General features: G+C 73.0%; 12 protein-coding genes. 7 read left to right on the top strand and 5 right to left on the bottom strand.

What is annotated here, in order from left to right:
• Positions 1-10: 10 nt before the first annotated feature.
• Together ACZ4EF_RS27360 and ACZ4EF_RS27355 are read right to left on the bottom strand one after the other, a co-directional pair.
• Positions 11-415: a hypothetical protein gene (locus tag ACZ4EF_RS27360; RefSeq protein ID WP_467506715.1), complete on the bottom strand. Its 405-nt coding sequence runs from the start codon at positions 413-415 to the stop codon at positions 11-13.
• 66 nt (positions 416-481) lie between these two features.
• Complete coding sequence (locus ACZ4EF_RS27355) at positions 482-1,939, bottom strand: hypothetical protein (RefSeq protein ID WP_467506713.1); 1,458 nt, start codon at positions 1,937-1,939, stop codon at positions 482-484.
• Between the two features lie 136 nt (positions 1,940-2,075).
• Here ACZ4EF_RS27355 and ACZ4EF_RS27350 point away from each other — a divergent pair, with 136 nt between their 5' ends.
• The 6 genes from ACZ4EF_RS27350 (at position 2,076) to ACZ4EF_RS27325 (ending at position 7,214) form a co-directional block, all read left to right on the top strand.
• Positions 2,076-2,990, top strand: coding sequence for an ABC transporter ATP-binding protein (locus ACZ4EF_RS27350; RefSeq protein WP_467506771.1), 915 nt, complete (start codon positions 2,076-2,078; stop codon positions 2,988-2,990).
• Positions 2,987-3,991, top strand: a complete 1,005-nt coding sequence (locus tag ACZ4EF_RS27345) for an iron-siderophore ABC transporter substrate-binding protein (RefSeq protein ID WP_355346225.1) — start codon at positions 2,987-2,989, stop codon at positions 3,989-3,991. The genes ACZ4EF_RS27350 and ACZ4EF_RS27345 overlap by 4 nt, the downstream gene beginning before the upstream one ends.
• A gap of 20 nt (positions 3,992-4,011) precedes the next feature.
• On the top strand, positions 4,012-6,102 hold the full coding sequence (locus ACZ4EF_RS27340; protein ID WP_467506711.1) for an iron ABC transporter permease: 2,091 nt from the start codon (positions 4,012-4,014) through the stop codon (positions 6,100-6,102).
• 96 nt (positions 6,103-6,198) lie between these two features.
• Complete coding sequence (locus ACZ4EF_RS27335; protein ID WP_391041576.1) at positions 6,199-6,465, top strand: type II toxin-antitoxin system Phd/YefM family antitoxin; 267 nt, start codon at positions 6,199-6,201, stop codon at positions 6,463-6,465.
• Positions 6,466-6,474: 9 nt separating this feature from the next.
• Positions 6,475-6,735, top strand: coding sequence for a Txe/YoeB family addiction module toxin (locus tag ACZ4EF_RS27330; protein WP_355346234.1), 261 nt, complete (start codon positions 6,475-6,477; stop codon positions 6,733-6,735).
• Positions 6,736-6,836: 101 nt separating this feature from the next.
• Complete coding sequence (locus ACZ4EF_RS27325; RefSeq protein ID WP_355346237.1) at positions 6,837-7,214, top strand: VOC family protein; 378 nt, start codon at positions 6,837-6,839, stop codon at positions 7,212-7,214.
• A gap of 12 nt (positions 7,215-7,226) precedes the next feature.
• Here the strand turns inward: ACZ4EF_RS27325 and ACZ4EF_RS27320 are convergent, their stop codons facing one another.
• Positions 7,227-7,826 (bottom strand): GNAT family N-acetyltransferase, encoded by a 600-nt coding sequence (locus ACZ4EF_RS27320; protein WP_467506709.1) that lies wholly within the window; start codon positions 7,824-7,826, stop codon positions 7,227-7,229.
• 366 nt (positions 7,827-8,192) lie between these two features.
• Between ACZ4EF_RS27320 and ACZ4EF_RS27315 the strand changes: the two genes are divergently transcribed.
• A complete protein-coding gene (locus ACZ4EF_RS27315) occupies positions 8,193-9,347 on the top strand; it encodes a hypothetical protein (protein WP_355346243.1) in 1,155 nt (384 codons plus the stop codon).
• A gap of 34 nt (positions 9,348-9,381) precedes the next feature.
• Here ACZ4EF_RS27315 and ACZ4EF_RS27310 read toward each other — a convergent pair whose 3' ends face one another.
• Together ACZ4EF_RS27310 and clpB are read right to left on the bottom strand one after the other, a co-directional pair.
• The gene (locus ACZ4EF_RS27310; protein ID WP_355346246.1) at positions 9,382-9,927 is read right to left on the bottom strand and encodes a type III secretion system chaperone family protein; all 546 of its coding nucleotides are present in this window, start codon (positions 9,925-9,927) and stop codon (positions 9,382-9,384) included.
• Positions 9,928-10,134: 207 nt separating this feature from the next.
• Positions 10,135-12,750, bottom strand: coding sequence for an ATP-dependent chaperone ClpB (gene clpB, locus ACZ4EF_RS27305; RefSeq protein WP_355346249.1), 2,616 nt, complete (start codon positions 12,748-12,750; stop codon positions 10,135-10,137).
• Between the last annotated feature and the right edge of the window lie 243 nt (positions 12,751-12,993).

Here is a 12,993-nt window from a genome sequence, read left to right as displayed (position 1 = left end):
CCGAGGCGGCTCAGCCGATCCGGTCCAGCGCCTCCGTGGCCGCGCGGCAGATCTGTTCGTCCAGGAGGATGCCGCCGCCGTAGCGGCGGTCCGCGTCCAGCACGGCGCGCAGCGTCGGCGCCGCGGCCGCCGCGGGGCTGCCGATGCGTCCCAGCGCCTGGACCGTTCGCAGGACGAGCGGCGTGACCTCGTACGCGGCCAGCGGCCGCAGTTCGGGCAGCAGGGCGTCGACGGCGGTGGCCGCGTCGCCGGTCAGCCGCCACCATGCCTCGGCCGCGCCGACCCGGCTCCACGCGCCGGGGCAGCCGAGCAACGGCCGGACGGCGTCCGCGTAGCGGAAGGCGAGGGAGCCGAGGTCGGCGAGACGGGCCAGTGCCGGGCGGCCGAGGCCCGCAAGGGCTGCCGCGCCGATCACGCGCAGGGCCAGTTCGGCGTCGCCGGTGACGCGCCAGTGCGCCCAGGCAGCGGTTTGCGCGCCGTGTCACCCCTGCGACGCGGGCGGCGGCACACAGCCGAATCCGGCGGCGCCGCGCGGGGGACGCAGGTCACCGCGGGCGAGTCCGGCGAGCAGGTCGGCCACCGCCTCGCCGCCCGCCGTGCGGGCCGCGGGACCGATCCGCCCCAGGGCGTCGGCCGCGGGCCCGGCGTACGTCGTGTCGAGCAGTCCGGCCAACTCCGGTGTCGCGGGCACGGCGGACGGGCCCCACGCGGTGAGGGCGTTCAGCACCTCGGGTATGCCCCGGGCGCCGGGGCCGCCGCGGAGCCGTTCGCGGAAGGCGGGCAGCAAGTGCGGCGCCCACCGCAGGGGCGGCGGCTCGCCCCTGAGGTAATGGCTGCCGAAGCGCTCCCGGTACCGGGGCAGGGCACGGTCGTCGGCCGCGCCCATCAGCGCCCGCACTGCCAGATCGACGGTCAACGTCGAGGTGGCGGCCCGGTCCTGCTCCTGGACGAAGCGCGCCAGCCGGTCCGCGTACGGGGTCACCGCCGCTCCGCCCCCGGCGAGGATGTCGAGCGCTTGCGCGCGGACCCGGTCCTCGTCGTCCAGTCCGGCGACGACCGCTTCCCACAGTCCGGCCGACGGACGCCGCCAGTACCGCAGTTGGGCGTCGGCTGCCACCAGGGCGGCGCGGCGCAGGTCCGCCCTCGGGGCCCCGGTCAACGCGCCGACCAGTTCCCGCGCCTCCCGCGGCTGCGCCCGCAGCGGATCCGCGAAGCCGCGGACCGCCTCGCGCCCCTGGGACCACCACGGCACGTCGGGCAGGGACGCGGCACCGAACGCGACGAAGGCGCTTCCGGCCGCGCCGCCGAGTCCCCTGGCGGCGGCGGACGTTGTCGCGGTCGGCAAGGCGGCCCGGATCGCGGCCAGCCGGACCAGGGGGTCGGGGTGCGTCAGCCAGGGCCGGAACCAGGACGCGTCGGTGACCGCGCCGTGCGCCGACAGGCTTCCCAGCGCCAGTAGTTGGGCTTGCAGGGCCGTGGGGTCCGATTCAGCCGCCGCCTGCTTCCTGAGGCCGTCGAGGGCCGACGCGTCGTCGCCCGGGACCTCCCCCAGGAACACGGCGGCACAGGTCCGCACGCCCGCGTGCGGGTCGGACAGGAACGGGACCACCCGCGGCCGGCCGGCCACCAGCGCGGCCAGCGCCAGCCGGTCCTCCCGCCACCGCTTCCCGGACAGCAGGCGGGCCTGCCGGGCGAGCAGATCGAGGACCCTGCGGCGGTGGTGCGGGTCGAGGGCAGGGAGAAGACCGAGGAGAGCGGCGGCGGCCGGGGCGAAGTACGGGGCTCCGACGTGATCGCGGAGGCGCTTGTCCAACTCCGCCCAGGAGGCGCGCCGGTCGGCAGCCCTCAGGAGTCCGGCCAGCAGCCCCGGTGTCCGCTCGCGCCCGGGCGGGACCTCTTCCAGAACGTGCCAAGGCGCTCCGGCCCCCAAGGTGTCCACCAGGGGAGCCTAGAGAGGCCGGGTTCGGACGCGGGGGCGCGGGTCCCGAAGGGGCAAAGGTGACCCCGACAGGAAGGGGGAATTAGGTTAGGCTAACCTAAGCGGTGTGAGAGCTGGGGAGAGTGCTGGCGGCGGGATGCCCTCGCGGGGGCATGAGTTGGCGGCCACAGGGATGACGGTCGCGTACGACCGGGTGGATGTCGTGCATGACGCCGCTGTGTCGCTGCGGCCGGGCGAGGTGACGGCACTGGTGGGGCCGAACGGCAGTGGGAAGTCGACGCTGCTGCGGACGCTGGCGCGGTTGCAGCGGGCCCGGGAGGGCGCGTTGACGCTGGACGCGGGGACGGACGGATTCCAGCTCACGTCACGGGAGTTCGCGCGGCAGGTGGCGCTGCTGACCCAGGGGCGGCCGACGCCGAGCGGGCTGAGCGTGCGGGACGTCGTGGAGTTCGGCCGGTATCCGCACCGGGGGCGCTGGGGGCGGCCGGACCCCGGCGGGACCGGCGCGGTGGAGCGGGCGCTGACGCTGACCGGGGTCGAGCACCTGGCCGCGCGGGGCGTCGAGCACCTGTCGGGGGGACAGCTCCAGCGGGTCTGGCTCGCGAGCTGCCTCGCGCAGGAGACCGGCGTGCTGCTGCTCGACGAGCCGACGACGTATCTCGACCTGCGGTACCAGATCGAACTGCTCGACCTGATCCGCGACCTCGCCGACGACCACGGGATCGCGGTCGGCGTCGTCCTGCACGACCTCGACCAGGCCGCGGCCGTCGCCGACCGCGTCGCGCTGCTCCACGACGGCCGGATCGTCGCCGACGGCCTCCCCGAGGACGTCCTGACCCCCGAACGCCTCACCGAGGTCTACGGCATCCGGGTCGACGTCGACACCGACCCCTCGACCGGCCGGCTGCGGACCCGTGCCGTCGGCCGCCACCACAGCAGAAGCCAGACCGAGAACCGGACCACAAGCGACCGGAACACAAACGACCCGACCACAAGCGACCGGGCCACAAGCGACCGGACCAGAAGCGAAAGGCTCCACCCCACCTCATGAGACGCCTCCCCGTACCCGCCGCCGCAGCCACCGTCGCCGCCGTCGCGGCCCTCGCCCTGACCGGATGCGGAACGACGCACTCCGCCGCCGACGAGTCGGTCAAGTCCACGGACTCCGCCTCCGCTTCGGCCTCGGGGCCGATCACCCTCACCGACGCCAGCGGTACGGAGGTACGCCTCGACGCGCCCGCCGCCAAGGTCATCGGCACCGAGTGGAACGTCGTCGAGGACCTGGTCGCGCTCGGCGTCGACCCGGTCGGCGTCGCCGATGTGAAGGGGTACACGGACTGGGACAAGGCCGCCCCGCTGAAGAACTCCCCCAAGGACATCGGCACCCGCGGCGAGCCGAGCATGGACACGATCGCGGCCCTGTCGCCCGACCTCATCGTCGCGACCACCGACCTCACCTCGTCCGCCGTGACCCAACTGCGGAAGATCGCCCCCGTCCTCCAGATCAGGTCCGCCGACTCCACCGACCAGATCGGCCTGATGACGAAGTCCCTCGACCTCATCGCGCAGGCGACCGGCACCACGCGGAAGGCGACCGAGGTCAAGCAGGCGTTCGACGCGAAGCTCGCGGAGGGCAAGAAGGCCCTCGCGGACGCCGGTCTCGCCGGGACCCCGTACGCCTTCGGGGACGGGTACGTGCAGGCCAACCAGGTCTCGATACGCCCGTTCACCAGCGGCTCCCTGATCGGGAACGTCAACGAGCGGATCGGCCTCACGAACGCCTGGAAGGTCAAGGGCGACAAGGACTACGGCCTGGCCACCACCGACGTCGAGGGCCTCACCGGGCTCGGCGACATCCGCTTCACCTACATCGCGAACGCCTCCGACGGCGACCCCTTCGCCGACACCCTCGCCAAGAACGCCGTGTGGAAGTCGCTGCCCTTCGTCAAGGCGGGCCACGTGAGCCGACTGCCCGACGGCGTCTGGATGTTCGGCGGTCCCGCGTCGATGGAGGCGTACGTGGACGCCGTCGTCGCCGCCCTCACGAAGTAGCGAAAGGGCGAAGCAGCGCCGTGAGCGTCACGACTCCCCCGCGCACCACCGAGCCCGCGGCCGACGCACGGACGGCCGCGCCCGCCCAGGGCACGGCCGCGGTGACGGCCGGACTGGTCCTCGTCCTCGTCCTCGCGGTCGCCGTCCTCGCCGTCGTCGACATCACGCAGGGCACCGCCGACGTCGGCGCGGGCGAGGTGTGGAAGGCGCTGACCGGACGCGCGGAGCACGGCGACGCCTCCGTGGTCATCGCCTCGCGGCTGCCGCGCATGGTCGCGGGCCTCGTCGTCGGCGTCGCGCTCGGCGCGGCCGGCGCCGCGCTCCAGGCGGTCAGCCGGAACGTACTCGCCGCGCCCGACACGCTCGCGGTCAACGCGGGCTCGTACCTGGCGCTCGGCATCCTCACCGTCACCGGCGCCTCGCTGCCGCTGCTCGCCTCCTCGGGCGTCGCGTTCGTCGGCGGTCTCGCGGCGGCGGCGCTGGTGCTCGCGCTGTCCGGGCTCGGGGCCGGGACCGTACGGCTGGTGCTGGCGGGCAGCGCCCTCGCGCTCGGCCTCGGCTCGGTCACCGACGCGCTGCTCCTGCTCTTCCCCGAGCAGACCAACGGCCTCTACCAGTGGAGCCAGGGCAGCATCAGCCAGAACGGCTTCGACGGCGTGAACCAGATGGCGCCGATCGCCCTGCTCGCCCTGCTCGGGCTGCTGCTGGCCGGCCGCCGCATCGACGCGCTCGCGCTCGGCGACGACGCGGCCCGCGGGCTCGGCGTGCCGGTCCTGGGCACCCGCGTCACGGTCGTCCTGCTCACGACGCTGCTGTCCGCGGCGGCGGTGACACTGGCCGGGCCGATCGGCTTCGTCGGCCTGTGCGCGCCCGCGCTCGTCCGCCCGCTGGCCCGGCGGTTCCGCGGTCTGGTCAGGGCGCGGGCGGCCGTTCCGGTCGCCGGGCTCGCCGGCGCGGCGCTGGTCCTCGGCTCCGACGTGCTGCTGCGGGCCACGGTCGGCGCCGAGTCGGCGGTCGCCGTGCCCACCGGGGTCATCACGAGCGTCGCGGGCTCCGTCTTCCTCGTCGTGATCGCGCTGCGCACCCGCGGCTCCGGCGCGTCCGCCGCCCCGGACCGGCTGCGTATCCCCAGCCGGGCGGCGTTCGTCGCCGTCCTGGCCGTACTCGTGGCCGTGTTCGTCGCCGCGGCCGTCGCGGCGGTGCTTCTCGGCGACACCAAGCTGCTGCTCGGCGACGTCGTGAACTGGGCGCAGGGCAGGGCCGACCACGTCGTCACCTTCGTCCTCGACACCCGCGTGCCCCGCGTGCTGGCCGCGCTCCTGGCGGGCGCCGCGCTCGCCCTGTCCGGGACGCTCGTCCAGGCCGTCACCCGCAATCCGCTCGCCGAGCCCGGCATCCTCGGCGTCTCGGGCGGCGCCGGTCTCGGCGCCGTGCTGCTGGTCACCACCGTGCCGACCGCCGGGTCGTGGAGCGTGGCGGGCGCGGCCTTCGCGGGCGCGGCGGCCACCGCAGCGGTCGTCTTCGGGCTCTGCGCCCGGGGCGGCTTCCAGCAGAACCGGCTCGTCCTGGTCGGTGTCGGCGCCGCCGCCGGGACCTCGGCCCTGATCAGCCTGCTCATCGTCCTCACCGACCCGTTCAACGCGACGAAGGCGCTGATCTGGCTGTCCGGTTCGACGTACGGCAGGACCATGCCCGATGTGCTGCCGGTCGCGGCCGTCCTCGTCGTCGGCGCCGCCGTGGCCTTCTCCCGCCGCGCCGAACTCGACCTCGTCTCGCTCGACGACGACACCCCGCGCCTGCTCGGCCTCGCCCTCGGGCCGACCCGCCTCGGCCTGCTCGCCGTCAGCGTCCTGCTCAGCGCCACCGCGGTCGCCGCCGCGGGCACGATCGGCTTCGTCGGCCTCGTCGCCCCGCACGCCGCCCGCGCCCTCGTCGGCCGCCGCCACGTCCGCGTCATCCCCGTCGCCGTCCTCCTCGGTGCCACCCTCGTCTCCGTCGCCGACCTCCTCGGCCGCACGGTCATCGCCCCCGCCCAGCTCGGCGCGGGCCTGATGACAGCGGTCATCGGGGCGCCGTACTTCGTGTATCTGCTGGTCAGGACGCGGCGGTGACACGGTCACGACGGTGACAGTCGCGCCGGGCGCTCCGGCGCTTGTCACACCCCAGGAGGTCGACGTACAATTTCCTGTACGTAAAGGAGGCCGACTATGAAGACCATGACGTACTCGGAGTCGCGCGCGCGGTACGCCGAAGTGCTCAACTCCGTCAACGACGACCGCGAAGAGGTCGTCATCACCCGGGCCGGACACGACCCGGTCGTCATCGTCTCCCTCGAGGACTACGAGTCCCTGAAGGAGACGGCCTACCTGCTGCGCAGCCCGGCGAATGCCCGGCGCCTCCTCGCGTCCATCGACGAGTTGGAGAACGGCGGCGGCACGGTACGCGAACTCGTGACGGACACGACGGACGAATAAGGGCCGCACGTGAAGATCACCTTCTCCTCCCGCGCCTGGGAGGACTACCTGTGGTGGCAGCTTCAGGACCGGAAGATCCTCAAGCGCATCAACACCCTCATCGCGGATATCGCCCGGAACGGGAACGAGGGGATCGGCAAACCGGAACCCCTCAAGCACGGATTCCAGGGCTACTGGTCACGCCGCGTCAATGACGAGCACCGCCTGATCTACCGCGTCACCGAGGACAGCGTCCTGATCGCACAGTGCCGGTACCACTACGAGAGCTGACCTCGAGGACCGACAGGACGGACCGATTCCCGGGAGCGATGAGTTTTCCGTGCCCCGGCGGTCGTAGGGGGAGGTGTACCTACGAGGAACAGGGAGCGGTCATGTTCGGACAGACGCAGGCGTTCAGCGGATTCTCGGTGGACGACGTGGAAGCGGCGAGGAAGTTCTACGGGGAGACGCTCGGAATCCGGGTGTCCGAGGCGAACGGGCTGCTGACGCTGCACCTCGCGGGGGACCGCAACGTGCTGGTGTACCCGAAGGGGGCGGACCACCGGCCCGCCACGTTCACGATTCTCAACTTCCCCGTGCCGGACATCGACGCGGCCGTGGACGAGCTGGGCCGCCGGGGCGTGCGGTTCGAGCGGTACGAGGGGATGCCGACGGACGAGAAGGGGATCTTCCGCGGCGGCGGCCCGCTGATCGCGTGGTTCACCGACCCGGCCGGGAACGTGCTGTCCGTGCTGGAGCAGGACGCGTAGGGCCCGACGGCCTCACACGGGCGGCACGACCGCGTCCGTCGCGAGGCGCGCGTGCAGATGGGAGTCGTGGCGCGCGCCCGCCAGGTCGAGGAAGAAGGCCCGCATCAGGCCCTCCTCACGGAAGCCCGCGCGGGCCGCGACCCGGCAGGAGCCGGGGTTGGCCAGCGAGTGGTCGAGGCTGATGCGGTACACGCCGAGGCCGCCCGCGGCGGGGACGGCGAAGGCCCAGCCGGCGGCGGCGTGCAGGGCGCGGGCGGCGACGCCGCGGCCACGGGCGGCCGGGGTGACCCAGTACGCGGCCTCGGCCTGCCCGGGGACGCGGTGGACGTCGCGGATGGTGACGTAGCCGAGCAGGTCGTCCGAGGCGGCGTCGGTGACGGCGAGCGCGGCCGAACCGTTCTGCCAGGAGACCAGCCGCGGCGCGAGCCATATGGCGGCGCGGTCCGCGACCGGCGCGGCGTTGACGGCCAGGCCACCGGCCCAGCGCAGGATCTCCGGGTCCTCCATGGCGCGGGCGACGGCGGGCTCGTCGGACTCGGCGAAGGGGCGCAGACGCAGGTCACCTGCGGTGAGCTCGTGCGGGGTGAGGCTGCGGGCGAATGCGGAAGTCATGTCCGCACCCTAAGCCGGGGGCCGGGGCGGCCCGACGATCACCCGGCGACGGCCCGAGGCGGTCGCCCCGGGACCGCTCGGCGACGGTCAGGTCGGCACCCACCGGCGCCCGGCAACCGCCCACGCCGGTCACCCGCCACCACCCGGCGACCGTCACGCCGGTCACCCCCAACCGCCCCGGCGACCGCCCGCGCCGGTCACCCCGCCACCACCCGGTGACCGCAAAAGCGACCCCCCGGCACCCCCGACCCTGGGTGAACGTGCGTCCTCCTCGGGCGTGTCAGACCCGGACCACGGGGCGCGGAGCGCGATAGTCGGTTTGTCCGACTAAGAGAAGTTCGTGAGCCCCCCGAGGAGCCGGGTCCATTGGTCGTCGTCGAACCGGTGACGTCGTCGCCGAAAGCACTGGCCGTGCGGGCGGCGACGGGGGCCGGCCCCGCGGTGGCGGGCTTCGTCGTGGCCCGGATGGCGGGCCTGGTGGTGCTGACGTTGTGGGCACACCGCACCCACCGCCACCCGCGCGATCTGCTCGGCCTGAGCTGGGACGGCCTCTGGTACCACCGGATCGCGGAGTGGGGCTACGGCACCTTCATCCCGGCCTGGGAGGCGCCGGGCCTGCGGTACGACGATCTGGCCTTCTTCCCGCTCTACCCGATGACGGTGCGCGCCGCCGACGCGGTGCTCCCGGTCGGCTCGGTGGCGTGCGCGCTGCTCGTGGCGTGGGCGGGCGCGGTGGCCGCCGCGTGGGGGATCTACGCGGTGACCGAGCACCGCTACGGCCGCAGGACGGCGACCGCGCTGGTCCTCGTATGGGGGCTGCTGCCGCACTCGGTGGTGCTGTCGATGGCGTACACCGAGTCGCTGATGACGGCCTTCGCCGCCTGGGCGCTGTACGCGGCCGTCACGCGCCGCTGGCTGACCGCCGGGCTGCTGGCCGTACTCGCCGGGCTGACCCGGCCGAACGCCGTCGCCGTGGCCGCCGCCGTCTCGATCGCGGCCCTCGCCCACTGCCGGAGGGACCCGCGCGACTGGCGGGCCTGGGCCGCGGCCGTCGCCGCGCCGCTCGGCTGGTGCGGCTACCTCGGCTGGGTGGGCCTGCGGACCGGAGCCGTCCGCGGCTACTTCGACGTGCAGACCCGCTGGGGCTCGCGGTTCGACTTCGGCCACTACGCGCTGCACTACGTCAAGCACATGGTGCTCGAACCCGAGACGCTCTCCGCCTACATGGCGACGGCGGTGTGCGCGGCGGCGGCCGTCCTGCTCGTACTGGCGCTGCTGGACCGGATGCCGCTGCCGCTGCTGGTGTACGCGGCGGTGCTGGTGGTGATCGCGCTGGGCGGCGCGGGCTTCTTCTCCTGCAAGCCGCGCTTCCTGCTGCCCGCCTTCCCGCTGCTGGTGCCGTGCGCGGCGGCGCTCGCGAAAGCCCGGCCGCGCACCGCCGCCGTGACGGTGGCGGCGCTGGCCGGGATCTCACTCGGCTACGGGACGTACCTGCTGACGGTCGTCCCCGTGCCCCTCTGACGGACCCGTGCCCCTCCGAGGCGAGGGGACCGCGTCAGTCGTCGCTGCCGCCGTCGCCCTCGGCGCCGCCGTCCGTACCGCCCTCGACGTCCTTCTCCAGGCCGAGCGTCTCGCCGACCCACTTGTCGAATTCGATGGACGCGCGCACCCAGCTCACCGTGCTGGACACGAAGTGCTCGAGGCCGACGCCGAGGCCGATCAGGAGCTGGGCCTCGCCGATCAGACGGACGGAGCCGTCGTCGTGCGTGTGCGTGTAGACCTTGGGCCACAGGGTGCGGCGGTTCCAGTCGTCGATGACCTCGTGGAGCTGAGGCTTGTCGTCGACCGAGTACGCGTGGTCGTAGAAGGTCCGGACGGCGAAGACCGCCTGCTCACCCTCGCCGCGGAACATGAAGTACGTGCGGAATTCCTCCCACGGCGCGGCGAGGTCGCCCTCCTCGTCGACGAGGTACTTCAGCTCCATCTGTTCGAGCAACTGCTTGACCAGTTCCTGGTCAGGGATGACCACGCTGCCGGCGGGTCCGTTCGGCTCGGGGTCCTGGCCCCCGAAATTGGGGATCGAGGACGGGTCGATGCTCACGGTGAAGGTTCCCTTCGAGACGTTTCTCCTCCATCCTCCCCCATTCCCGCCGGGCGGTGGCAACCCCCGGCGATACGCGTTGGGCGTACCGCCGGGGGCCCGCCGGTGAAAGGCGTCACCGCCCGCCGGTGAAAGGCGTCACCACCTGCCCGCGAAGCGCGTCACCACCCGCCCCCGAAGAGCGTCACCACCTGCCCGTCGGGCACCTCATTTGCTGAGGTCGGGACCCGTCGTCGGCCCCACGATCAGGCCGTCGGCCGCCCGGTCCACCCGTACGTTCTGCCCGTCGATCACCTCGCCCGACAGGATCGCGCGGGCCAGCGGGTCGCCGATCGCGGTCTGCACGAGGCGGCGCAGCGGCCGGGCGCCGTACGCCGGGTCGTTGCCCTCCTCGGCGAGCCAGTCGAGGGCGCCGTCGGTGACTTCGAGGGTGAGGCGGCGGTCGCGCAGCCGGTCCGCGAGCCGGTCGGTCTGGAGCCGGGCGATCTGCCGCAGCTCGGTCGGGTCGAGCGCGGAGAAGACCACGGTGTCGTCCAGCCGGTTCAGGAACTCCGGCTTGAAGGACGCGCGGACCGTCTCCAGCACCCGCTCCTTCTTCTGCGCCGGGTCCAGCGCCGGGTCGACCAGGTAGTGGCTGCCCAGGTTGGAGGTGAGGATCAAGATGACGTTGCGGAAGTCGACCGTACGGCCCTGCCCGTCGGTCAGCCGTCCGTCGTCCAGCACCTGGAGCAGGATGTCGAAGACCTCGGGGTGCGCCTTCTCCACCTCGTCCAGCAGCACGACGCTGTACGGGCGGCGCCGTACCGCCTCGGTGAGCTGGCCGCCCTCCTCGTACCCGACGTAGCCGGGAGGCGCGCCGACCAGCCGGGCGACCGAGTGCTTCTCGCCGTACTCGCTCATGTCGATCCGGACCATGGCCCGCTCGTCGTCGAAGAGGAAGTCGGCGAGCGCCTTGGCCAGCTCGGTCTTGCCGACGCCGGTGGGGCCGAGGAAGAGGAAGGAGCCGGTGGGGCGGTCGGGGTCGGCGATGCCGGAGCGCGAGCGGCGTACGGCGTCGGAGACGGCGCGTACGGCCTCGGTCTGGCCGATCAGCCGCTTGCCCAGCTCCTCCTCCATGCGCAGCAGCTTCTGCGTCTCGCCCTCCAGCAGGCGGCCCGCGGGGATGCCGGTCCAGGCGGCGACGACGTCGGCGATGTCGTCGGGGCCGACCTCCTCCTTGACCATGTTCGTCGAGGGACCCTGGGCCGCGGCCTCTTCCTCCTCCCTGGTGGCCTCCTCCAGCTCGGCCTCCAGCTTGGGCTTCTCGGCGTAGAGCAGCTTGGACGCGGTCTCGAAGTCGCCGTCGCGCTGGGCGCGTTCGATCCGCGTACCGATGTCGTCCAGCCGCTCCTTCAGCTCACCGACCCGGTTGAGGCCCTGCTTCTCCTTCTCCCAGCGCGCGTTGAGCCCGCGCAGCTCCTCCTCGCGGTCGGCGAGGTCCTTGCGGAGCTTTTCCAGCCGCTGTACGGAGCCGGGGTCGGTCTCGTTCTTGAGCGCCATCTCCTCCATGCGCAGCCGGTCCACGGCCCGCTGGAGCTCGTCGATCTCGACGGGCGAGGAGTCGATCTCCATGCGCAGCCGGGACGCGGCCTCGTCCACCAGGTCGATGGCCTTGTCGGGCAGGAAGCGGGAGGTGATGTAGCGGTCGGAGAGGGTGGCGGCGGCGACCAGCGCGGAGTCGGCGATCTGCACCTTGTGGTGCGCCTCGTAGCGGCCCTTGAGGCCGCGCAGGATCGCCACGGTGTCCTCGACGGACGGCTCGGCGACCAGCACCTGCTGGAAGCGGCGCTCCAGCGCCGGGTCCTTCTCGATCCGCTCGCGGTACTCGTCCAGCGTCGTCGCGCCGACCATCCGCAGCTCGCCGCGGGCCAGCATCGGCTTGAGCATGTTGCCCGCGTCCATGGCGGAGTCGCCGCCCGCGCCCGCGCCGACGACGGTGTGCAGCTCGTCGATGAAGGTGATGACCTGGCCGTCGCTGTCCTTGATCTCGGCCAGGACGGACTTCAGCCGCTCCTCGAACTCGCCGCGGTACTTCGCGCCCGCGACCATCGCGCCGAGGTCGAGCGAGACCAGCCGCTTGTCGCGCAACGACTCGGGCACGTCGCCCTTGACGATCCGCTGGGCCAGGCCCTCGACGACGGCGGTCTTGCCGACGCCGGGCTCGCCGATCAGCACCGGATTGTTCTTCGTACGGCGGGACAGCACCTGGACGACGCGGCGGATCTCCTGATCGCGGCCGATCACCGGGTCGAGCTTGCCCTCGCGGGCGGCGGCGGTGAAGTCGGTGCCGTACTTCTCCAGGGCCTTGTACGTGCCCTCGGGGTCCTGGGTGGTCACGCGCTGCCCTCCGCGGGCGGTCTCGAAGGCGTCGAGCAGGCTCTTGGCCTTGGCGCCCTGGGCGGCGAGCAGCTCACCGGCGGGTCCGCCCTTGACGGCGGTCCCGATCAGCAGGTGCTCGGTGGACAAGTAGGCGTCGCCCAGCTCCTTGGCGCGTTGCGAGGCGTCCGCGATGACGGCCAGCAGGTCGCGGTTGGCCTGCGGGGGCGCGACGGTGGAGCCCTGCACCTTCGGCAGAGCCGCGACCAGCCGCTCCGCGCCCGCCCGCAGCGTATCGGGGTCGGCGCCGGTGGCGGCCAGCAGGTCGAGGATGTTCTCGTTGTCCGTGCCGCTCAACAGGGCGAGCAGCAGATGCGCGGGCGTCAGGTCCGGGTTGCCCTCGGAGACGGCCCGGGTGTTGGCGGCGTTCAGCGCTTCCCGGCTCTTGTTGGTCAGCTCGGCGTCCACTGGCGTCGGCTCCTCCTCTTGATCGACGTGTCCGATGCTCCGATGCGATCGGCGTAAACCTGCCTTGAGCAACATGAGGCAAGTTGAGTCTATTCCACTCAAGGTGACTTTGGGGCGACTTCGGGAACGGTCACACGGAGACGTCGGGAACGGGGCGGAGAGTCCGCGCGCCGGACCCCGCGGCGAGCAGATGTGTTTTTGTATGAACGTTGAGTAAATCCCGGCGGCGGTGCGACAATGCCT

Source organism: Streptomyces sp. NPDC025721 (assembly GCF_055558595.1).
Note: the sequence above shows the minus strand (reverse complement) of the source record. Positions and strands in the feature narration are given on the sequence as shown.

Bases quoted from the DNA above. Each gene is read 5' to 3' on its own strand.
- ACZ4EF_RS27320 (WP_467506709.1), bottom strand. From the start codon at position 7,826: ATGACTTCCGCATTCGCCCGCAGCCTCACCCCGCACGAGCTCACCGCA.
- ACZ4EF_RS27335 (WP_391041576.1), top strand. From the start codon at position 6,199: ATGAAGACCATGACGTACTCGGAGTCGCGCGCGCGGTACGCCGAAGTG.
- ACZ4EF_RS27345 (WP_355346225.1), top strand. From the start codon at position 2,987: ATGAGACGCCTCCCCGTACCCGCCGCCGCAGCCACCGTCGCCGCCGTC.
- ACZ4EF_RS27350 (WP_467506771.1), top strand. From the start codon at position 2,076: ATGCCCTCGCGGGGGCATGAGTTGGCGGCCACAGGGATGACGGTCGCG.
- ACZ4EF_RS27325 (WP_355346237.1), top strand. From the start codon at position 6,837: ATGTTCGGACAGACGCAGGCGTTCAGCGGATTCTCGGTGGACGACGTG.